The following is a 23,115-nucleotide window of genomic DNA, read 5'->3' on the forward strand; positions in this document are numbered from 1 at the left end:
TTTTAATTATGTTAAGATCTTCTATTACTGGATCTTGAAGAATTATCTCTCTGCATTTCTGATCTTTGAGGAGAAGAACTTCTTTGTGTTTCCATTCTTTGTTGTGGAGCAACTGTTCTTTGTGATTCTGCTCTATTTTGAGAATAGTCTCTTTGATTTTCAACTCTTTGTGGAGCAGCTGTTCTTTGTGATTCTGCTCTATTTTGTGAATAATCTCTCTGATTTTCAGTTCTTTGTGGAGCATCTGTTCTTTGYGATTCTATTCTGTTTTGTGAATAATCTCTCTGATTTTCAGTTCTTTGTGGAGAAGCTGTTCTTTGTGATTCTGCTCTGTTTTGAGAATAATCTCTTTGATTTTCAGCTCTTTGTGGAGCAGCTGTTCTTTGTGATTCTGCTCTGTTTTGTGAATAGTCWCTTTGATTTTCAGCTCTTTGCGGAGCAGCTGTTCTTTGTGATTCTGCTCTGTTTTGAGAATAGTCTCTTTGATTTTCTGATCTTTGTGGAGCAGCTGTTCTTTGTGATTCTGCTCTGTTTTGAGAATAGTCTCTTTGATTTTCTGATCTTTGAGGAGCGGATGTTCTTTGTGATTCTGCTCTGTTTTCAGAATAGTCTCTTTGATTTTCTGATCTTTGAGGAGCAGCTGTTCTTTGTGATTCTGATCTATTTTGAGAAGAACCTTCTCTAGAACTATAACCTACATTTCTAGTGTTTCTTCTTTGATCTAAATCATATCGATTGTTGACACCAGAATTTCTTTTTGAAAAAGAATAATTAGGATGTTGTCTTTCATATCCATCGGATCTATTTGTGTTGTATATATTAACTGCATAATTGCTTCTTCTATAATTTACATAATTGTAGTCATTATATGTATTCAAACAAATGTTAACATTACTTCTATATCTAAATATTGGAAATGGATTCCATGCATAATAGTAACTAGGGTAAAAATTCCATGACCATGATGAGTAATAAGGTCGATAATTAGAGGACCAAAAAGAGGCATAAATGAAAGGTGTACTATAATATACTGGCTCATAAATGTAATTTTGACCATACATATAGGCATTTCCTACCACTTGAATATGTACTTCATTATATCTGTCTTTCTCCACTTCAATGGTAGCAACATCTTGATATAAATCGCGATCAATTACAGATTGAATTATAATTACATGGGTTCTATTCTCTACTGATTCAATAACTCTTAAATAGTCTACTTCATCATCGTAGTTCAAATCTAGATTAGATATTTGTAATTTTGGATCGTTCAATCGTCTTTCAAAATCCTGAAGGTTTTTTGAATCTCCAAAAATAGATGCTACAACTCTTAAATCTAAATTATCACTAATTTCGGAACTTTTCGCATTAACAATTGTTCTATTCTGTCCTTGTATTCGAGAGGTAAATACAAAACTAATAATGGCTAATAAAAATATTTTAGTTTTCATAATAATTAGAATTAAGTTGTCTAATCTTAAATATCCAATTATTGTGCCAAGAAATAAAACACAGCTTATTTTTAATATAGCGATTAAAAAATAAAAATAATTTTAACCAAAGGTTTAAGTAATATTGCTGCTTTCAGGCTACACACACACATAAAAAAAACACAGATGATGAAATTAAAAATAAAATAAAAAAATAAAATTATAAAAAAACCAAGAAATAGAATGAACTATCTCTTGGTTTGTAAAATTTTAAAATAAATATTTATTTATTTTGGCCTTTATCTCTATATTGTTGCAATAATTTTCGATTAAAATCGATTTCTGCTTTTTTTAATTTTATTATTTTAATTGGCGGAAGAATCCCTTTAATACTAGAAATAAATTTTTTGCGAATCTGATATAATTCATCTTCACTACTTTCCATCTCTGCAAGAAGAGAAGCTGCTTCTTTATCATTCATTTTACTTAAATTTTCATCACTCATTTTGTCTTTAAAAGATCTCATTTTTAGATGCCTTATTTCGAATTGTTTATCATCGAATACATTATAAACTGGCCAAAATCGAGCTGCTTCATCCGAAGTTAATGAAAGTTCAGTTGTAATAAAACTAATTTTTAATGCTTTTATTTTCTCACTTTTTTCGTCGGAATGCCGTTGAGCAATAACAGGAATTGAAAGTAAAAATAGTATGATAAGTAGTTGTTTATACGTTTTCATAAGTAAATTAATTTAATAAATATTGTTCTAAATTTTTATTTGATATAAGTTCATTTTCTATAGCTGCATCATCAATATTTAAGTCTATACTCATGTTTTGAATGTCTTTTTCATCTAGAAGATTTACAATGTCTGAACCAGAAACTGAGGATTGATAAGTAATGTAGTTTTCAATAGTTACAGTATCAATTTCGGTAGATTTTTGAAAATAATTAGTATACACAGGAATTGATAATCCAATTATAAGGATTGCAGCAACTCCATACATCCATATTTTGCTTTTTTCATAAATTGAAATCACTTTTGGTTCCTCTTTAGGCAATTGTTCCATAACTCTTGCTGAAAAAGTGTCAAAGTAATTCTCAGGAGTTTTAAATCCAGTTTCAATTTTAGTTTCGTTTTCTAATTTAAATGTTTTCATAATACTTATTAGACTCGTTTACAAGCAAAGGGTTTAATTTGAAGTGACAAAGGTTTCAATTTTTTTTACAGCATGATGGTATGAAGCTTTTAAAGCACCTACCGAAGTTCCTAGTATTTCAGATATTTCTTCGTATTTTAATTCTTGAAAATATTTCATTTTGAATACTAATTGTTGCTTCTCTGGTAATATCGCAATGGCCCTTTGTAACTTGATTTGAATTTCATCTCCATCAAAATAAACATCGGACTTTAGATTATCAATAGTTTTGTTTTGAAGGGTTTCTGAAGAAATACCACTTAACTTTGCTTTTTGATTAATAAAAGTGAGCGCTTCATTAGTCGCAATTCGATACATCCACGAGAAAAGTTTGCTTTCACCTTTAAATTTATTCAAATATTTGAACACTTTTATAAAAGTGTTTTGCAATACATCATCAGCATCATCATGATTTACAACAATAGTACGAATATGATTGTAAAGTGGCTTCTGAAAATCGTTCAAGAGTTTTTCGAACGCAACATTTTGCGTTTTTGGATTTAATAATTCTTGAATAAATTCCTTTTCTTCTTGCAAAGCTATTTTTTATTTTTTGAATGTGTTTTATCAAAAAGGTTTAATGGTTATTAAAATAAATTTTAAAATTCTGATGAAGTTTCTTTTTTATTTTTAACTGCAGGCTCTGTTTTTAAGGTTGGTGTGCTTTTTACTGGAAGATCACTTTTTACTGATGGAACCGTTTTTACAGAACGTTTAATTTTTATTGTAGGTTCAGTTTTTACTAATGGAATCTTTTTTATTATGGGTGTTTTTTTAACTGTATCTAAAGGCTGTATAGTTGGTTTTACAACAATATTTGTAGCAATAGGATAGTAAATTTCAGTCATCCATTTTGAAGGATTTTTTATTTCGTTTATACCAATAGTTAAAACTTCAATATGCGAAAAATCCGGATCCGAAATAAGATGATTAGTGCGAATATATTCTTTAGTTTTGTCTAGTGCTTTACTAGTATGAAAATAATCTCCTGTCAAAGTTGTTTTCACAGCCTGAAATGCTTTCAGTTTTTTAGAAGAAATATCACTTCCTTCTATTATAAATATTGGATCTTTGATAGGAATACACACTGATATTTTCGTTAGTTTGTTGATTTCATCATAAGTATGATATATGATAAAAGGTTTTCCGCTTATTGTAATATTATTTTTATTGCAAAAATTAGTGATTTTAGAAATCACAATTCCAGAATTTTTTATCACTTTTGAAAATTCACTTGTAAATGTTTGAGCTAAATATAATGTTTCAGGTCTATTTGTTAAAACAACTTCTTTTATTGAAAACGTATTTATTTCATAATCTAATTTATTATCTAAATTAACTAGACTTTTTTCAAAAAGTATTCCTAATATCTTTTCTGCACCGCCACTTAATACATTCTTCACTTTATAAATAAAATTCATTTTGCCAATTGCTTTCCAAGTAATTTTAGTTCCTCCAATGGTATCTTTAAAATTCATTATTATATCGGCAGAATTACCGTTAAAATTAATTTTTTGAACAATATTGGTGTCCTCTTTTGTGTTTATAGTTAGTAAATCACCATCATCTTGATTTCCATTCCAAGTGCATGAACTCCCTTTACCGATTGTATTTTTAGAATAAGTTAAATTTATTAATGAATCTTCTACTGCTATTGAATTCCATTCTCCCCAATTTTTTAAGTCATTTACATAATTAAAGACGGAGTGTCTTGGGGAATTAATGACTTTACTTCTTTCAACAGTGAAATTACCTTTTTGGGTTGCTACAAAAATAGATAAGGCAACTATACTCAATAAAAGTAAAAGAAATAGATATTTTAAAATTCTCATAATAAATGGGTTGATTTCAGATGTAAAGTTAGAAATTATATTAATACAATTGTATTTTATAAGAATACAATTATTTTTTATCAATTTCTATTTTTTTAAAATTTAGTAGAAATTAAATTAAGTGTGTGTATTGAAAATCTATCTTTTTTGAAATCCAATTTTTAGTTAAGATGTCCTTAATTTTTCATAAAATACTATGCAAGCATTGCAAATTGTTTATAAAACACATACTTTTGTTCAATATTGTTATAAATAAAACAACTAAATCCTTTTAAAAAAATGAAATTAACTAAAATTGCAGGTATTTTTATGTCCATTGGAGTTTCATTTGTTTGTCAATCGCAAATAAAAACTACTAACGATATAATTAACAAAAAAGCCCCATTCGACTATGTAGTAGAACAATTTGCAGACATAAAAGTTTTGCGTTACCAAATTCCAGGTTGGGAAGATCTATCGCTTAAAGAACAAAAATTAGTCTATTATTTGACTCAGGCAGGATATGCAGGAAGAGATATAGCATGGGATCAGCATTATCAATATAATTTGAAAATTAGAAAAGCCCTTGAAAATATATATTTAAATTTCAAAGGTGACAAAAAAACAAAGGATTGGAACAATTTTGAAATCTATTTAAAAAGAGTTTGGTTTGCTAGCGGAATTCATCACCATTATTCTAATGATAAAATCAAACCTGATTTTTCTAAAAACTATTTAATGGGTCTATTGAAAGCTACTAAAACTAATTTATCTCCAGCTATAGTTGATATTCTTTTTAATGATAAAGATGCTAAAAAAGTCAATTTAGATGAATCAAAAGGATTAGTTGAAGGTTCTGCAATCAATTTTTATGGAAAAGGAATTTCTGCAAAAGATGTTGAAACTTATTATGCAACTAAAACAAGTCCCGATCCCAAAAAACCACATTCTTATGGATTAAATTCTAAATTAGTTCGAAATTCAACAGGACAATTAGAAGAAAAAGTTTGGAAAAGTGGCGGAATGTATGGAGCTGCAATTGATAAAATTATTTATTGGTTAGAAAAAGCCCAAAGTGTAGCCGAAAATAAAGCTCAAGGTGATGCTCTAGGATTGCTAATCAGTTATTACAAAACAGGAAGTTTGCAAACTTGGGATGATTATAATATCGCTTGGTCTCAGGCTACTGAAGGAAATATAGATTATATCAACAGTTTTATCGAAGTGTACAATGACCCATTAGGCTATCGAGGTTCGTTTGAAAGTATAGTCCAAATCAAAGATTTTAATATGTCTAAAAAAATGGAAGTGATTTCTAAAAACGCCCAATGGTTTGAAGATAATTCTCCATTACTTCCAGAAAATAAAAAGAAAAAAGTAGTAGGTGTTTCCTATAAAACGGTAATTGTTGCTGGAGAATCAGGCGATGCTTCACCTGCTACACCAATCGGAGTTAATCTTCCAAATGCTAATTGGATTCGTACTGAACACGGTTCTAAATCTGTATCATTGGGTAATATTGTTGATTCTTATAATAATGCTGGAGGAAAAGGAAAATTAGAAGAGTTTGCAAATGATTCCGAAGAAATTGCTCTGTCTGAAAAATATTCTGAATTAGCCGCTAAAATGCATACTGCATTGCACGAAGTTGTAGGACATGCTTCTGGTCAAATAAATCCAGGTGTTGGAACTCCTAAAGAAACTTTGAAAAATTATGCTTCAACACTTGAAGAGGGAAGAGCAGATTTGGTAGGATTATATTATGCTTACAATCCAAAACTTCAAGAACTAGGTTTAGTTGATGATTGGAAAAAATTAGGGATGGCTTCTTATGATAGCTATATTCGCAATGGTTTAATGGGGCAATTAGTTCGATTGGAACCAGGTGCAAATATTGAAGAAGCACACATGAGAAATCGTCAGTTCGTGAGTGCCTGGGCTTTCGAACAAGGAAAAGCAGATAATGTAATCGAAAAAATTACTCGCAACGGAAAAACATATTTCAATATTACAAATTATGAAAAGTTACACGAATTATTCGGTCAATTGTTACGTGAAGTTCAAAGAATCAAATCCGAAGGAGATTATGCAGCCGGTAAAGCTTTGGTTGAAAATTATGGCGTAAAAGTAGATCAAAAATTGCATGCCGAAGTTTTAGAAAGAAATAAGCAATTTAATTCTGCACCTTATAGTGGATTTGTGAATCCAGTTTTGGTTCCAAAATTAGATACGAAAGGAAATATTATTTCAATTAAAGTAACTCAGCCTAAATCTTTTGAAGAACAAATGTTGAATTATTCTAAAAAATATAGTTTTCTGCCTTTAGAAAATTAAACCATTTTAAAAATATTTACAAAAAGGATGTCAAGAGTATGACATCCTTTTTTTATGCACTATCGTTAAATTTTATCTTTTAAAAGATGTTTTTATTAGAAATAAAATGATGATAAAAAGGACGAATCCAATTAATATTTTATAATTTCCTTTATAAAAAGTTTTATGTAACATAGCATCTTTTCTATAAGCATAAATCATTGCGATAACAAATGCAACAAAAAAGCAGCCTGCAAATATCAATTGTCCTTTACTAAACATTGTATAATTTTTTTTGCAAATTTAAGGTTTTGTTTAGTAAAAGTTACTAATTTGCCCATTCATTTATTTAAATAAAATTATGCAAAAACAAATCAATGCCGTTAAGGAATTTCACACAGCATTCAAAATTGGTCATAGCGAAGATCCAATTGCTGATTTAGGCGAAACTAAAAAAACGCTTCGTTATAATTTGATGAAAGAAGAAAACGAAGAATATCTGGAGGCTGTCCAGAATAATGATTTAGTAGAAATCGCTGATGCTCTTGGAGATATGATGTATATACTTTGTGGAACAATCATTGAGCATGGATTGCAACATAAAATCGAAGCTGTTTTCGACGAAATACAACGCTCTAATATGAGCAAATTAGGAGAAGACGGTAATCCAATTTACAGAGAAGATGGTAAAGTCATGAAAGGGCCAAGTTATTTTAAACCTGATTTTACTAAAATACTGGGGGAGTAATCAGTGTTGAGTTATTAGAAAGCAGTTTAAATAGAAAGCAGTTTAAAAATGAAATGAATCACCTTTAAACTGCTTTATATTTATGTATAAATCTCTGATTTCTATATATTAAAGTCTGAAATCTGACTTCTGCAAACTTAAGCCTAAACTTTCACAGTCCAACCAAAAGTGTCTTCGGCTAGTTTATGCTGAATATTTGTTAATTTTTCTTTCAATTGAGAGGCAATTGAATTTTCAATTTTAGGCAATTCAAAATACTCTTCTTTATAAGAGAAACCTATAATTGGATTCACTACAGCTGCTGTTCCTGCACCAAATATTTCTTTCAAATTTCCGTTTTTGGCAGCTTCCACTAATTCAGAAACTAGTACTGGACGAACTTCTACTTCAATATTTTCTCTTTTTGCCATATCAATTAGGCTTTTTCTGGTAATACCATCAAGAATTCTCTCGCTTGTTGGAGCAGTATACAAAGTGTCATTGATTCTAAAAAACACATTCATTGTACCAGCTTCTTCCAGTTTGGTATGGGTGGCATCGTCTGTCCAAATTATTTGTTGGAAACCAGCTTTATTTGCTAATGTTGTTGGGTAAAATTGAGCAGCATAATTTCCTGCCGCTTTAGCAGCACCAATTCCACCATTTGCAGCTCTACTAAAGTGTTCTGCAATTAATACTTTTACTTCACCAGAATAATACGATTTAGCTGGTGACAAGATGATCATAAACTTATATTCCTCAGATGGATTTGCAATTACTCCAGCTCCAGTCGCAATCATAAATGGTCTGATGTACATTGAGTTTCCTTTTCCTTTTTTTATCCATTCAGAATCTAATTTCAACAATTGATTCAAACCTTCCATAAAAACATCTTCAGGAACTTCTGGCATTGCCATTCTAATAGCAGAATTATTAAAACGAAGATAATTTTCATCGGGTCTAAATAACCAAATGTCATTATTGTCATCTTTGTAAGCTTTCATTCCTTCAAAGATAGCTTGTCCATAATGAAATACCTTTGCAGATGGATCTAATAAAAATGGAGCGTACGGTTTAATGATTGGCTTTTGCCATTCACCATTTTTAAAATCACATTCAAATAAATGATCCGTAAAAACCTCTCCAAAATGTAAATTATCAAAATCTACGTCATTTATTTTTGTAGTTCCAGCTTTTATTATTTCGATAGTATTGATTAATGTTGTACTCATAGTAGGTAATTCAATTTAAAAAGATAGTATAATGTAATTTAGACTTAAAAAAATCACGTCTTGCAAAATTAAATAAAAAACATCAAATGACTTCCCAAAAAAACAATAATTACTGCAAATAATTGAGATTTATTTATAGTCCAAAAAAAAGGAATATTTGTGAGTTGATTTTATGAATTATATAAAAAACTCTAATCATTGATAGTTATCCATAAATTGAAATTAATTAAATTTGACAATTATAATGACCAAGAATATCAAAAATAATCCAAAATATTTTGAAAAGAGAAATAATTCAAACGCGAGACGGTTCTACAACAATACAGATTAATGATTGGGATGAATGCTATCATTCCAGATTTGGAGCAATACAAGAAGCTCAGCATGTTTTTATAAAAAATGGACTCGCTCAACTCGAAAATAAATCAATCTCTATTTTAGAAATTGGATTTGGAACGGGACTGAATGCTTTCATTACTTTTTTAGAATCTTTAAAATTGAATCAAACCATAAATTATGTTGGTGTCGAAGGGTATCCAGTCTCATCGGATGAAGCTAATTTGATGAATTATGTTTCCGAATTAAATGCAGAACACGACAGAATGGTTTTCGAAACTATGCACCAATCGAATTGGGATGAAAAAATAAGTCTCAGAAATGGTTTTGAGTTTACAAAACGGAATCAATTTTTTAATGATATTAATGATATTGAACAATTTGATCTAATTTATTTTGATGCATTTGGATTTAGAGTGCAACCTGAATTGTGGAGTACTGAAATATTTTTAAAAATGTATAATGCCCTAAAGCCAAATGGAATATTAGTTACTTATGCTGCTCGAGGAGTAGTAAAGAGAAGCATGATAGAAGTTGGTTTCACTGTAGAAAAACTTGAAGGACCGCCGGGTAAAAGAGAGATGTTTCGAGCCAGAAAAGGAAAATAATGAAATTAATAATTTATATTAGTACTATATTTATTCGTTTATTTAACATTAATTTATAGTGCATTAACCCAATTAAATTCCTATTTTTACAATGTATTAAATAATAATCTAACTAAAAATATAAATTTATTATGTCCAAAGTAATGTTTGATTATACTAAATCTGTATTAGAAAGAGTAAGTTTTGATACCATGCTTTTTTGTAAAGAATTAGAAAAAGCCATTAAAGCTTTATTACCCTACGAATTAGAACTCTTAAGAGAGTGGTTATTGTTTTTTGTAATTGAAAAACCAGAATTAAAACAATGTTTACTTATTGTCAACTAATAAATATTAAAGAACCTAGCTGGTTCTTTTTTTATGTGTTGATTTGTATTGTCCTTAATTTTACTATTTTAAATATTTTGTAAAATATTTCTTAAACAATATGATAATAATGGTTGTTTAACGTGTATTATTGTTTTTTGTCGTGTATTTTTATTAATTTATTTTTTTTTTATAATATTTTTTTTATAATAATTCTTAAATATATTTTATTATGCCTTATAGAATGATATATGATCACACAAAAATTATACTTGAAAAAGTAAGTATTGACCCTAATCTTTTTTGTAAAGAATTGAGAAAAGCAAATAAAAATTTATTGCCTTATGAAATAGAGCATTTAAGAATTTGGCTTGAAGATTTTACAAAAGGAAAACCAGAACTAAAGCAGTACTTAAGTATTGTAAATTAATTGTATAAAAAATAAATGGATTCCAGAAATAAACTACTGGAGTCCAATTTTTATTTTTTTTGAATTGGGCTAATTATCTGTACATTTTGAAAAGTGATTGCTCCTTTTACAACTCCAGAAATGGTTGTTCTAAGTTCATCTATTATATGGATTTTCAATTCGCTTTTTGGATAAATCAAACTAACTTCTCTAGCAGGTTTTGGTTCCTTGAAATGCTTCAATTTTGATTTGTCTTTTTCCTTCAAATCTAGTGTATGCAAATAGGGTAGAAGTGTTGTCCCTATTCCTTCATCAACTAATTTTATGAGAGTTTCAAAACTTCCGCTTTCTAGCTGAAAGGAGTTTTTAGGTGAAACATTTTGATTTTTACATAAGTTTAGAATTCCATCTCTAAAACAATGGCCATCTTGCAGTAATAAAATGTCATCTAGATTTAAATCCGAAATTTCAATTTCATTTTTATTCGAAATAGAAAAATTTCCGGGAACATAAGCCACAAATGGTTCGTAATAAAGAACAATTTCCTTAATTTTTTCATCTTCCAAAGGTGTTGCTGCAATTGCAGCATCAAGATGACCGTTTTTTAATCGAAAAATAATTTCAGAAGTATTCAGTTCTTCAATAATGAGTTTAACTTTTGGATATTTTTTAATGAAATTATTTAGAAACATCGGTAAAAGGGTTGGCATTATTGTTGGGATTATTCCCAAGCGAAATTCACCACCAATAAATCCTTTTTGATATTCAACAATATCTTTTATTTTACCCGCTTCATTGACAATGTTTTTTGCTTGTTCAACTATTTTTTGACCAATTGAGGTGAGCTGAATGGGTTTTTTACTCCTGTCGAAAATCAAAATATTGAGTTCTTCTTCAATTTTTTGAATTTGCATGCTTAATGTAGGTTGAGTCACAAAACATTTTTCGGCTGCAAGTGTGAAGTTTTTGTGTTCGGCGACTGCCAAAACATATTGTAATTGGGTAATTGTCATTTTAAATAGTAATTTATAATGCAAATATAAAAAACTATCATTTTTAATTATGATAAAATTATTATTTTAATTAAAAAACTTTAGGAAAAAAACATCAATTATTCCTCAGTGTCCAGATTTTCATTAAAAGAAGAGGGTAATAATGTGGGGATAAATTTAATTAAAATTGGAAGTAGCAAGCTTCCACCTGGTAGTAAAAATATAGTTAATGAAGGGATGGTTTTACAGATATCCAACAATTGTTTTCGTACTTTTTTCTTTTCTTTTTCATCCAAGTCTCTTCGTGTAGAGTATGCCAATAATAACATTAATTCCTTACTTTCTATGATTTCTTTTACTAATCTATTTTTATTTCGGGTCATTAGTTTTATAACTGATTGGGTAGTTTGGTCATAGAAATGTTTGACAGGATTTGAATAGTTGAAATACGATATTTCATTCTTGTGTTTTGTAATAAATTCATTAGTTTCATTAATACTATCAACAACAAAATCGTCTGGAATTGCCATTAATTCTGCTAGTTTATGTAAAAAATAAATTTCGTTATTTTCAAGAAAACCATCACTCCACAATGCCATTCCGGCCATATCAATTAAATATTGTTTCTCTAATTCGCTTGAAAAATAATCTAATTTTAAGTCTTCCATTCTGAAAGATATGGATTGAAAATTCATTTTAGAAAACTTACTATATCGTACAGATGATTCAAAAAGTTTAATTAACAAATCATCATATTTCGATTTATTGGATTTAGTTTTTAACGCAAGTGAAACCATATTAATTATGGATTCTTCTATTCTTTTTAAATATTTTTCTGGAATTTTTCCGTGAATTAAATATTGTCTATAAGCCAAAACATCAATAAAAAGTAATGCATTAGTAACAATATGCGAAAAATTCTTGCTGATAATATCGATATTAGTTTGAACCCTGTTATCTATTATTTTTTCTAAATTTAAAGCGGGAGTACTATTTGGTAATACTTTTTTGAACAAATTAAAACCTTCAGGATTCATCTCGTTATAGAAAGCAACCGTTTTAATGATAAAATTTTCAGGATTATTTTCCTTAGTTGTTAAACCATAAATCCCATATAAAGTATTTATCAACGCCACTTTTGAAATTTCATTTTCGTCCCATCCTTTTGTTACAATCGGGAAAGGAGTATCAAAAGAAACAATATGTCCATAAATAAAACCCGTTTCCCTAATTTTTTTGTAAAAAATAGTAGGATCAGTTTCTATAATGTGCAATAAAGTTTTTTGCTTCAAAAAAAATTTATCGATCCAGCCGAGAGCAGAAGGGTTAATCATTGTTTTATTTTAGAATGCAAATTTATGTTATTTTATGTATTGGATGTTAATTTAAAATAAAAAAACCATCGCACATAAATGCAATGGTTAAAAAGAGATTAGGATATTTTTTATTTTATAATTGCCGAACAAGCAACTCTTGCACCAGCATTTCCAGAAGGTTGTGAAACAAAATCATCTGTACCTTGATGAACTATTAATCCTTTTCCAAGAATATTTTTAGTTTCATCTTCGCAACCAATACACCATTCATCAGTTGTTAATGTTATAGATCCATTTCCGTTTTTATCTGCAATAAAATTGCCAATATCTCCTTTATGATATTCTCCAACTCCCCATTCACCGTGTTTTTTAAAAGTTGGGTTCCAATGTCCTCCAGCTGAACTTCCATCAGCAGCTGAACAATCGGATTTTTCATGAATGTGTATGGCATGAATTCCAGGATTTAATCCAGATAAATTGGCAACGAATGTCACTTTTCCGTTTTTTTCGTTAAACGTTGCAGTTCCTGTTACATGACTATTACTTTTGGACTCAAAAGTGATGCTTAAATTTTTTGAATCACCTGAATTACCTTTAGTTTTACAACCTATGATTACGGCTATAATAAGCACAATGGATACGATTATTTTTTTCATAATTTTAATTTAATTAATTTATTACTATCTCATTTTTTTTAAAAATAGTATAAAGATAGGCAATTTTACACCTATTTATTCAATTCAATTAGGAATATGTAAATGAAATCCTTTATTTGTTTTTTTTGATTTTTGAATTGTTAATTTTGTAAAAATTTAATATTAAACCTAAAATATGATAGTCGTCATCAAAAAGAAAAACTTGACAACAATTTGTACAACTATAATATTGATTGCTTTTTCAAATTTTAATATTAGTGCCCAAACGACGAAAGATTCTATAAAAGAACATCCAATTAAATCAATTGCGGATGTTTTTAAAAAAAGAGATTCAATTCATATTATTAAACCATTAAAAAACAACTTTTTTTTAATTATACCAATTATTGGTTCGCAACCATCTACTGGGTTTTCTTATGGAATGGTTGGGCAATACACTTTTAAAGGAAAAAATTTAAAAGATAAATTTTCTTCATTGAATTTAGGAGCGACTTTTACCGAAAAAAAACAGGTAATTCTCAATTTTAAAAATAGTGTAATGTTAAAACAAAATAAATACTTTTTAAATGGTGATTGGAGGTATTATATTTTTTCACAAGATAATTATGGTTTAGGAACTGACATTATACCTCCTTCAAATAGAGATTCTAATTTTGATTTGGATGATTTAAAAGAACCCATGGATTACAATTATTTTAAATTACATCAAACAGTTTCTGTAAGGATTAAAAACAATTATTATGCTGGAGCAGGAATTCACTTAGATTGGTATTCAAATATTGAAGACGAAGATTTAGATATTGACAAAGGGATTTATACAAAATATTATAATTATAATAATAAACATGGATATAATGAAAGCGAATATGCTGTAAATGGGATAAGTTTTAATTTTTTATATGATTCTCGGGACAGTCAAATAAATGCAAATAATGGAATGTTTGCCAATATAAATTATCGAATAAACCCAGCAATTGACAAAGACAATCAAAGTGCTAGTAATGTTTTGTTAATGGAATATCGCTGTTTTTTTCCGATGAGTCAATACAATATGCAACACGTATTAAGTTTTTGGACATTTGGACAATTTGTTACCAGTGGAAATTTGCCTTATCTAAATTTGCCTTCAATTGGATGGGATCAAAGAAGTAGGAGTGGAAAAGCATATACTCAAGGTTTATTTCGAGGTCAAAGATTAGTTTATTTTGAAACTGAATATCGATTTCCTATCAGTAATAATCAGTTAATAAGTGGAACAATTTTTTCCAATTTTACTACAGTAAGTGATGCTGACCGAAATATCCATATTTTCCAATACATTCAGCCTGCTATTGGAATTGGTTTACGGATATTAATAGACAAAGCCACACGAACTAATCTAATTTTTAATTATGCTATGGGACGTCATTCAAAAGCTTTTTATCTTAATGCAGGAGAATCTTTTTAATTTTTATAAAATTTTCAGATCATATAAAAACCGCATTGTTAAAAAAACAAATGCGGTTTATAATAAATTAGTTAGAACTATTTTTCTTTACAACTAGAAACAGTATTTATTTTCTGCTACTAATTTTTTGGTAATTATATTTCTTAAGTCAATTATATTTGGCATATTAGTGTATTTTGTAAAACGACGCAAGCCCATTAACATCATGCGTTGTTCATCGCCTTGTGCAAACGATATTACACTTTCTTTCCCTTTTTGAGTAACTACATCAACAGCTTTGTACAAATATATTTTAGCCATTGCAATTTGTTCTTGTACTTTATCTTCTCCAACGGATTTTGCTAGTTTTTCTGTTCTTAAAATCGAACTTTCTGCCATATAAATTTCAATTAATATATCGGCTGCAGCCATTAACAATTGTTGATGAGAATCTAAATCAGGACCATATTTTTGAACTGCTCCACCAGCAACCATCAAAAAGGTTTTTTTTAATTTGCCAATCATTTCTTTTTCTTCAGCAAATAATTCAGAATAATCAGGAGTTTCAAATGAAGGAATTCCTAATAATTCTTCCTGAACTTTTGTAGCTGGACCTAGTAAATCAACATGACCTTTGAACGCTTTTTTAATCAACATTCCTACTGAAAGCATTCTATTGATTTCGTTTGTTCCTTCATAAATTCTAGCAATTCTTGCATCTCTCCACGCACTTTCCATAGGTGTATCCTCTGAAAATCCCATTCCTCCATAAATCTGAATTCCTTCATCAGCACAATTCTGAATATCTTCGGAAACAGCAACTTTCAAAATAGAACATTCTATAGCAAATTCTTCAATTCCTTTTAATTCAGCTTCTTGATCTGAAGCTCCTTCGGCTTCTCGAACCTTGATTCGATCTTCAATATCTTTTGCAGCTCTATAAGTGGCACTTTCGCCTGCATAACAAGAAGCTGACATTTCAGCTAATTTGTATCGAATGGCTCCAAATTGAGAAATTGGTGTTTTAAATTGAACTCTTTCGTTGGCGTATTTTACCGAACCAGAAATAACTCTGCGTTGGGCATCTAAACAGGCCGCAGCTAATTTAATACGTCCCACATTCAGGGCATTCATTGCTATTTTAAATCCATTTCCTCTCTCTGAAAGCATGTTTTCTATAGGTATTTTTGTATCTGAAAAGAACACTTGTCGAGTAGAGGAAGCTCGAATTCCAAGTTTGTGTTCTTCTTCACCCAATGTTATTCCGTTTTTAGGGTCATTTTCTACTATAAACCCTGTAATGTTTTTGTCATCTTCGATTCGGGCAAAAACTATAAAGAGACTGCAAAAACCAGCATTGGTAATCCACATTTTGCCACCAGTAATGTTATAATGTTTTCCGTCTTCAGATAAAACTGCTTTAGTTTTTCCAGAATTAGCATCTGATCCTGCATCGGGTTCTGTTAAACAATAAGCACCAAACCATTCTCCTGAGGCTAATTTTGGAACGTATTTTTGTTTTTGTTCCTCTGTTCCGTATAAAGTTATTGGCAAAGTTCCAATTCCAGTATGAGCTCCAAAAGCAGAAGAGAACGATCCTGTGGCGCCAGAAATATAATCGCAAACCAAAACGGTATTTACAAATCCCATTCCCATACCACCATAGGCTTCTGGTACCGCAATTCCTAAAAGTCCTAGTTCGGCAGCTTTGCGCATACATTCCACTGTAAATGCAAAATCTTTTTTTTCAAATCGATCCTTGTTGGGCCAGAGTTCTTTGTTAACAAACTCTTTTACCATATCACGCATCATTAGTTGCTCTTCGTTGAAATCTTCGGGAGTGAAGACATCTTCGCATTTTGTTTCTTTTACGATGAATTGACCACCACGTGTTTTATCTGACATAGTTTTTTTTTTTAAAGATTAAAGATAATTGACGAATAGATGATAGACGTCCTTCTTTGGTTTGAAAATTATTTTTTATTTAAAGTATTTTGAAAGGAAATAGTTGTCTTTTGAAATCGCACCTTCTATTTTTATTGTTCTATTATATCATTGTCTCGTATCCCTTTTGTCTAACTTCTAAATTATCTCATAAATTCCAGCACTTCCTTGGCCAGTTCCTACACACATGGTAACCATGCCGTATTTGTTGCCACGACGTTTCATTTCATCAAATAATTGAACGGATAATTTTGCTCCCGTACAACCTAGAGGATGTCCAAGTGCAATTGCGCCACCATTTACATTTACGATTTCAGGATTTAAATCTAATTCTCGTATTAATGCCAACGATTGAGAGGCAAATGCTTCATTTAATTCAATTAATTCTATATCTTTCAATTGCAATCCTGCTTGTTTTAATGCTTTTGGAATTGCTTTTAAGGGACCAATTCCCATAATTCTAGGTTCAACTCCTGCTGAAGCAAAGTTAACCAAACGTGCAATAGGAGAGAGGTTTAACTCTTTGACCATTTCTTCGTTCATCACTAAAACAAAAGCGGCACCATCACTCATCTGAGACGAATTCCCAGCAGTCACACTTCCATCAACAGTAAAAACGGCTCTTAAACCTGCAAGTGCTTCTACAGAAGTTCCCGCTCTAGGACCTTCATCTTTATTTACTATGTATGATTTAGTTTCTTTTTTACCATTTTCATTAATGTAAGTTTGATCAATAGTAATTGGTACAATTTGTGAATCGAACTTTCCTTCTGATTGGGCTTTCAGGGCTTTCATATGGGATTGAAAAGCAAATTCATCTTGATCAGCTCTTGATACATTAAATTGTTTTGCAACAGCTTCTGCTGTTAGTCCCATGCCCCAATAATAATCTTCATGACCTGCTGCAGCAACTTTATAATCGGGTGTTGGTTTGTAACCTCCCATTGGAATAAAACTCATGCTTTCAGCACCTCCCGCAATGATGCAATCAGCCATTCCAGATTGGATTTTAGCTGTTGCCATTCCGATAGTTTCTATTCCAGACGCACAATATCTATTAACGGTTACACCAGGGACATCTTCAATTTTTAATCCCATTAAGGATATTAATCTTCCTACATTCAATCCTTGTTCTGCTTCTGGCATGGCATTACCTACCATAACGTCGTCAATTCTTTTTTTGTCGAAATCGGGCAATTCATTCATCATATACTGAATGGTTTCGGCTGCCAATTCATCAGGACGTTTAAATCTAAACACCCCTTTTGGAGCTTTACCAACTGCTGTTCTGTATGCTTTTACTATATAGGCTGTTTTCATAATTTTTATTTTTTAAGATGATAGGCGGTTAGATAATTGATGATAGACTTTTCGAAAATCAGATTTTGTCTATATTCTATTCGTCTTTTATCTTTTAACTAATTTCTCAAAGGCTTCCCTTTAGTTAACATAAATTGAATTCTTTCCAATGTTTTTCGTTCGGTGCAAAGCGATAAAAAAGCTTCTCTTTCTATATCTAATAAATATTGTTCTGAAACTAAAGTTGGTTCTGATAAATCACCTCCTGCCATAACGTATGCCAGTTTGTTAGCAATTTTTTTATCGTGTTCAGATATGTATTTTCCAGCTTCCATTTGGTCTGTACCAACTAAAAACATTCCTAATGCTTGTTTTCCTAAAACCTTTACATCAGATCTTCTTATAGGTTGTGTATATCCAGCATCTGCCAATAATAATGCGTGTTTTTTTGCTTCAGCAATTTGACGGTCTTTGTTTACAACGACAACATCTTTTCCATGTTGCAATATTCCTAAATCAAAGGCTTCATAAGCCGAAGTCGAAACTTTAGCCATAGCAACAGTTAGGAAATATTCTTGCAATACATTTAATTCCACATCATTTTTACGAAATAAATCAGATGCTCGCATGGCCATTTCTTTTGAACCTCCACCTCCTGGAATTACACCAACTCCAAATTCGACCAATCCAATGTAAGTTTCAGCAGCAGCCACTACTTTATCAGCATGCATACTCATTTCACAACCTCCACCTAAGGTCATGCCATGTGGAGCAACAACAACTGGAATTCCAGAATAACGCACGCGCATCATAGTGTCTTGGAACATTTTGATGGCTATATTCAGTTCTTCATATTCTTGTTCAACTGCCATCATAAAGATCATTCCTATATTGGCACCAACAGAAAAATTGGAAGCTTGATTGCCAATAACTAATCCTTGAAATTCTTTTTCGGATAAGTCTATTGCTTTATTTATAGCCTGTAAAACATCTCCACCTATAGTATTCATTTTAGATTGAAATTCTAAATTTAAAATTCCATCTCCTAAATCTTGTATAATTGCACCACTGTTACTCCAAACTTTTTTGCTTTCGCGTATATTATTTAGAATGATAAATGAATCTTGTCCAGGAACTTTTGTTTGTATTTTATTTGGAATGTTGTAGAAATAAGTTGCTCCTTCTTTAATGGAATAAAAATTGGAACTTCCAGAGGCTAGCATGTCACTAACCCAAGCTGCTGGAGCTAATCCTTCTTCTTTGATTAAATCAATTCCGTTTGAAACTCCAATCGCATCCCAAATTTCAAACGGTCCGTTTTCCCAGCCGAAACCAGCTTTCATTGCATCGTCGATTTTGTATAATTCATCAGATATTTCAGGAATTCTATTGGAAACATAAGCAAACATAGCGGCAAAACTTCTTCTGTAAAATTCACCAGCTTTGTCTTTTCCTTTAATCAATACTTTGAATCGATCAATTGGTTTGTCAATGGTTTTTGTTAATTCTAAGGTAGCAAAAGAAGCTTTTTTAGCAGCGCGATATTCTAAAGTATTTAAATCTAATGACAAAATATCACGTCCTTCTTTTTTGTAAAATCCTTGTCCAGTTTTACTTCCGAACCATTTGTTTTCAATCATTTTGTTGATGAAGGAAGGCAATTTAAACAATTCGTGTGCTTCGTCGTTTGGGCAGTTTTCATAAATTCCATTGGCCACGTGAACTAAAGTATCCAAACCTACTACATCAACCGTTCTAAACGTAGCCGATTTTGGTCTACCAATAACAGTTCCAGTCAATTTATCTACTTCTTCAATAGTCAAACCCATTTCGCTAACCAAGTGAAAAAGGCTTTGGATTCCGAAAACACCTATTCTGTTTCCAATAAAAGCAGGAGTATCTTTGGCTACGACCGAAGTTTTGCCCAAGAATTTCTCTCCATATATTGAAAGAAAATCCAATACTTCAGTTGAAGTTTCTGGACCAGGAATGATTTCAAATAATTTTAAGTAACGAGCCGGGTTAAAAAAGTGAGTACCACAAAAGTGTTTCTTGAAATCTTCGCTGCGACCTTCACTCATAAAATGAATCGGAATTCCGGAAGTATTTGATGTTATTAAAGTCCCGGGTTTTCGGTATTTTTCAACTTGCTCAAAAACTATTTTTTTAATATCAAGTCTTTCTACAACTACCTCGATAATCCAATCTACATTGGCTATTTCAGCTATGTCATCAGTAGTATTTCCAGTAGTAATTCTACCAGTGAATTTTTGATTATAAATAGGCGAGGGTTTTGATTTTAAAGCGAATTGCAAATGATCATTAACTATTCGATTGCGTACTATTTTGCTATCAAGACTATATCCTTTTTTAACTTCGCCTTCGGAAAGTTCACTTGGGATAATATCCAAAAGCAAAACTTCAACACCGATATTGGCAAAATGACAAGCAATTCCTGAACCCATAATTCCGGATCCTATTACTGCAATTTTTTTAATAGTTCGTTTCATATGTTAATGTTTTTTTTAGTCCTATGTAATTGATTCTTCTATTCGTCTATTCGAGTTGCATATATTGATTAATTTTAGCAACTGATTTTCGATGAGACTCACTTCATATAAACTGTTTGTAATATATTTTTATTTTGAATCTGGAAAAATTTTATTTTCAGAAATGAGATCATTAATGATTGCTGAAACTTCCATAAAATTCTGAAGCTTTTCTGTAGAAACATTTTGTTTTACAATTTCATTAAATTTTATAACGGTATTTTTTGATAATTCTCTTTTTTCTTTTCCAAATTCTGTTAAGTAAATTAACACCCCACGACCATCTTCTGGATTTTTTTTTCGGATTATTAATCCTTTTTCTTCCATTGACTTTAATGTTCTAGTGAGGCTTGTGGCTTCCATTCCCATTTTAGGACCCAATGCTGTTGATGGAGTTCCACCTTCTTTGTCAATGCTAAGTAATGTAAAACCAGTGGCCATTGTCGCACCATAATTCGACGCTTCATCGTTATACATTCTTGCAACTGCTTGCCATGTGGCACGAAGAACATAATCTATAGTTTTGTCTTTCATATAATAACTTAATACGTTGTATTTACGAAATCGTTTTCAAATATAATAAAAATTACTATGCATGCATAATAAAAACACACTAATTTTTAATTTAATTTATTTTAGTTAAAAAAACTCATCAATATTTGGATGAGTTTTTGAATGCGATTAATTGTATATTTTTTCAAAAAGAAGTTTGTATTTTTCTAATATAATTTTCCTCCTTAATTTAAGCGTTGGAGTTAGATGACCAGATTCGATGGACCAAATATCGGGGGTTAATTCAAAACGTTTTATTTGTTCCCAGTTTCCGAATTTTTTATTTAAATAATCAATTTCTTCCCTAATTCTTTCAATTACTTTAGGGTTAGTTATAATTTCGATATTGTTAGTTCCTACTTCAATTTTATGAATTTTTCCCCATTCTTTAATGAATTCAAAATTAGGTTGAATAATAGCTGCAGGCATTTTTTGACCCTCACCGATTACCATTATATGTTCAATAAATCGAGATTGTTTCATTGTATTCTCAAGTAATTGGGGTGCAATATATTTCCCGCCCGATGTTTTGAACATTTCTTTTTTACGGTCGGTAATTTTAAGAAAACCTTCATTATCAAATTCGCCAATATCGCCAGTATGGAAATAGCCGTCTGCTAATGCATTATTAGTCAAAATTTCGTCTTTATAATACCCCATCATGACATTGGGGCCTTTACACAAAATTTCACCGTCCTCAGCAATTTTAACTTCAACATTATCAATTACTCTACCAACAGTTCCCACCTTGAATCCTTTGTTTCTCATATCATTTACTGAAATTACAGGAGAAGTTTCAGTTAATCCATAACCTTCCATAACAGGAATTTCAGCAGCTGCAAAAATTCTGGCTAATCTAGTTTGTAATGCGGCACTTCCAGATACCATTAATTCTAAATTACCTCCTAAACCTTCTTTCCATTTACTAAAAATTAATTTACGTGCAATTGTCAATTGAAGTTCATAAAAAGCCCCATTTGCCCCATAAGGTTCATATTTGAGACCTAAATCGATTGCCCAAAAGAAAAGCATTTTTTTGATTCCTGTTAATTCTGATCCTTTTGCATAAATTTTATCATACACTTTTTCAAGCAATCTTGGAACAGCTGTAATAACTGTAGGTTTTACTTCTTTAAGATTGTCACTAATTTTCTCTATTGACTCACCAAAATAGACTGAAACACCATAATATTGATATAAATACAGAATCATTCTTTCAAATATATGACAAATAGGCAGGAAACTTAATGCACGAGTTTTCCCTGCTTCAAAAGGAATTCGCGAAGCACTATCAAGAACATTTGATACAATATTTTTATGGGAAAGCATGACACCTTTTGGCTTACCAGTTGTTCCTGAAGTATAAATAATCGTTGCCAGATCTTCCGGTTGTATACTTTTTTTTTTGATTTCCACTTCATTTTGATTGCTTTTATCTTCACCTTGAATAAGTAGTTCAGTCCAATTTTTGCAACCTTCAATATCATTAAATGAATACACTTCTTTTAGATTAGGAACATTATCCTTAATAAGATTTACTTTTCTTAATACTTCCTCATCAGAAACAAAACAATAAATTGAACCGGAATGATTCAGAATAAACTCATAATCTCCTTCAGAAATTGTGGGATAAATAGGTACGTTTTGGGCTCCTGTTTGTAAAATGCCAATATCCATTATATTCCATTCCGTTCTATTATTGGTAGATATTACAGCAATTTTATCATCTTTTTGAATTCCCATTCTTAGGAGAGCTCTAGAAACAGTATTGGCTTTGTCAATATATTCTTGAGTAGAAGTTTTTATCCAAACACCGTTGGACTTAGTAACCAAAGAATCAGCTATGTTGAAATGCTCTAGTTGATAATAAGGAAAATCAAATAATCTCGTGATTTCTGCCATTTTTTAAAGAAGTTTATTTATTGCAAATTAAGTATTATATATTAATCGAGCAATTATAATACTTTTATTTAATAATTATAAAATTAAAAGGATTGTATTTTTATAAATC

20 protein-coding genes are annotated in these 23,115 nt (G+C 30.5%); 6 read left to right on the plus strand and 14 right to left on the minus strand.

What is annotated here, in order from left to right:
- Positions 1-11: 11 nt before the first annotated feature.
- The 5 genes from E0F76_RS17235 to E0F76_RS17255 form a co-directional block, all read right to left on the minus strand.
- Positions 12-1,451 (minus strand): hypothetical protein, encoded by a 1,440-nt coding sequence (locus E0F76_RS17235; RefSeq protein WP_132009108.1) that lies wholly within the window; start codon positions 1,449-1,451, stop codon positions 12-14.
- Between the two features lie 262 nt (positions 1,452-1,713).
- A complete protein-coding gene (locus E0F76_RS17240; RefSeq protein WP_132009111.1) occupies positions 1,714-2,169 on the minus strand; it encodes a sensor of ECF-type sigma factor in 456 nt (151 codons plus the stop codon).
- 7 nt (positions 2,170-2,176) lie between these two features.
- Complete coding sequence (locus E0F76_RS17245; RefSeq protein WP_132009114.1) at positions 2,177-2,590, minus strand: hypothetical protein; 414 nt, start codon at positions 2,588-2,590, stop codon at positions 2,177-2,179.
- Between the two features lie 33 nt (positions 2,591-2,623).
- Positions 2,624-3,166 (minus strand): RNA polymerase sigma factor, encoded by a 543-nt coding sequence (locus E0F76_RS17250; protein ID WP_132009117.1) that lies wholly within the window; start codon positions 3,164-3,166, stop codon positions 2,624-2,626.
- A gap of 62 nt (positions 3,167-3,228) precedes the next feature.
- Entirely contained in the window at positions 3,229-4,461 is a 1,233-nt protein-coding gene (locus E0F76_RS17255; RefSeq protein WP_132009120.1) for an SRPBCC family protein, read from the minus strand.
- Positions 4,462-4,740: 279 nt separating this feature from the next.
- Here E0F76_RS17255 and E0F76_RS17260 point away from each other — a divergent pair, with 279 nt between their 5' ends.
- Positions 4,741-6,774, plus strand: a complete 2,034-nt coding sequence (locus tag E0F76_RS17260; protein ID WP_132009123.1) for a dipeptidyl-peptidase 3 family protein — start codon at positions 4,741-4,743, stop codon at positions 6,772-6,774.
- A gap of 340 nt (positions 6,775-7,114) precedes the next feature.
- A complete protein-coding gene (locus tag E0F76_RS17270) occupies positions 7,115-7,501 on the plus strand; it encodes a pyrophosphohydrolase domain-containing protein (protein WP_132009129.1) in 387 nt (128 codons plus the stop codon).
- A 143-nt stretch (positions 7,502-7,644) separates the two neighbouring features.
- Here the strand turns inward: E0F76_RS17270 and E0F76_RS17275 are convergent, their stop codons facing one another.
- Positions 7,645-8,712 (minus strand): branched-chain amino acid aminotransferase, encoded by a 1,068-nt coding sequence (locus E0F76_RS17275; protein WP_132009132.1) that lies wholly within the window; start codon positions 8,710-8,712, stop codon positions 7,645-7,647.
- 278 nt (positions 8,713-8,990) lie between these two features.
- Between E0F76_RS17275 and mnmD the strand changes: the two genes are divergently transcribed.
- The 3 genes from mnmD to E0F76_RS17290 all read left to right on the plus strand — a co-directional run bounded on the left by mnmD (position 8,991) and on the right by E0F76_RS17290 (position 10,391).
- The gene (mnmD, locus tag E0F76_RS17280) at positions 8,991-9,656 is read left to right on the plus strand and encodes a tRNA (5-methylaminomethyl-2-thiouridine)(34)-methyltransferase MnmD (protein ID WP_132009135.1); all 666 of its coding nucleotides are present in this window, start codon (positions 8,991-8,993) and stop codon (positions 9,654-9,656) included.
- 131 nt (positions 9,657-9,787) lie between these two features.
- Complete coding sequence (locus E0F76_RS17285; RefSeq protein WP_132009138.1) at positions 9,788-9,982, plus strand: hypothetical protein; 195 nt, start codon at positions 9,788-9,790, stop codon at positions 9,980-9,982.
- A gap of 211 nt (positions 9,983-10,193) precedes the next feature.
- Complete coding sequence (locus E0F76_RS17290) at positions 10,194-10,391, plus strand: hypothetical protein (protein WP_132009141.1); 198 nt, start codon at positions 10,194-10,196, stop codon at positions 10,389-10,391.
- 50 nt (positions 10,392-10,441) lie between these two features.
- Here the strand turns inward: E0F76_RS17290 and E0F76_RS17295 are convergent, their stop codons facing one another.
- The 3 genes from E0F76_RS17295 to E0F76_RS17305 all read right to left on the minus strand — a co-directional run bounded on the left by E0F76_RS17295 (position 10,442) and on the right by E0F76_RS17305 (position 13,334).
- Positions 10,442-11,383: a LysR substrate-binding domain-containing protein gene (locus E0F76_RS17295; protein WP_132009144.1), complete on the minus strand. Its 942-nt coding sequence runs from the start codon at positions 11,381-11,383 to the stop codon at positions 10,442-10,444.
- A 98-nt stretch (positions 11,384-11,481) separates the two neighbouring features.
- Positions 11,482-12,696 (minus strand): LETM1-related biofilm-associated protein, encoded by a 1,215-nt coding sequence (locus tag E0F76_RS17300; RefSeq protein WP_132009147.1) that lies wholly within the window; start codon positions 12,694-12,696, stop codon positions 11,482-11,484.
- Between the two features lie 110 nt (positions 12,697-12,806).
- Entirely contained in the window at positions 12,807-13,334 is a 528-nt protein-coding gene (locus E0F76_RS17305) for a superoxide dismutase family protein (protein WP_132009150.1), read from the minus strand.
- 175 nt (positions 13,335-13,509) lie between these two features.
- On the opposite strand from E0F76_RS17305, the gene E0F76_RS17310 reads away from it, so the two are divergent.
- Entirely contained in the window at positions 13,510-14,781 is a 1,272-nt protein-coding gene (locus tag E0F76_RS17310; RefSeq protein WP_132009153.1) for a BamA/TamA family outer membrane protein, read from the plus strand.
- Positions 14,782-14,874: 93 nt separating this feature from the next.
- On the opposite strand, the gene E0F76_RS17315 is transcribed toward E0F76_RS17310, so the two are convergent.
- From E0F76_RS17315 to E0F76_RS17335, 5 genes are all read right to left on the minus strand, one after another.
- Positions 14,875-16,665 (minus strand): acyl-CoA dehydrogenase family protein, encoded by a 1,791-nt coding sequence (locus tag E0F76_RS17315; protein WP_132009156.1) that lies wholly within the window; start codon positions 16,663-16,665, stop codon positions 14,875-14,877.
- 177 nt (positions 16,666-16,842) lie between these two features.
- A complete protein-coding gene (locus E0F76_RS17320) occupies positions 16,843-18,024 on the minus strand; it encodes an acetyl-CoA C-acyltransferase (protein ID WP_132009159.1) in 1,182 nt (393 codons plus the stop codon).
- Positions 18,025-18,122: 98 nt separating this feature from the next.
- The gene (locus tag E0F76_RS17325; protein ID WP_132009162.1) at positions 18,123-20,513 is read right to left on the minus strand and encodes a 3-hydroxyacyl-CoA dehydrogenase/enoyl-CoA hydratase family protein; all 2,391 of its coding nucleotides are present in this window, start codon (positions 20,511-20,513) and stop codon (positions 18,123-18,125) included.
- Between the two features lie 129 nt (positions 20,514-20,642).
- Positions 20,643-21,086, minus strand: a complete 444-nt coding sequence (locus E0F76_RS17330) for a MarR family winged helix-turn-helix transcriptional regulator (RefSeq protein WP_132009165.1) — start codon at positions 21,084-21,086, stop codon at positions 20,643-20,645.
- 147 nt (positions 21,087-21,233) lie between these two features.
- A complete protein-coding gene (locus E0F76_RS17335; RefSeq protein ID WP_132009168.1) occupies positions 21,234-23,006 on the minus strand; it encodes an AMP-dependent synthetase/ligase in 1,773 nt (590 codons plus the stop codon).
- Between the last annotated feature and the right edge of the window lie 109 nt (positions 23,007-23,115).

Source organism: Flavobacterium cellulosilyticum (assembly GCF_004349355.1).
Classification (GTDB): domain Bacteria; phylum Bacteroidota; class Bacteroidia; order Flavobacteriales; family Flavobacteriaceae; genus Flavobacterium; species Flavobacterium cellulosilyticum.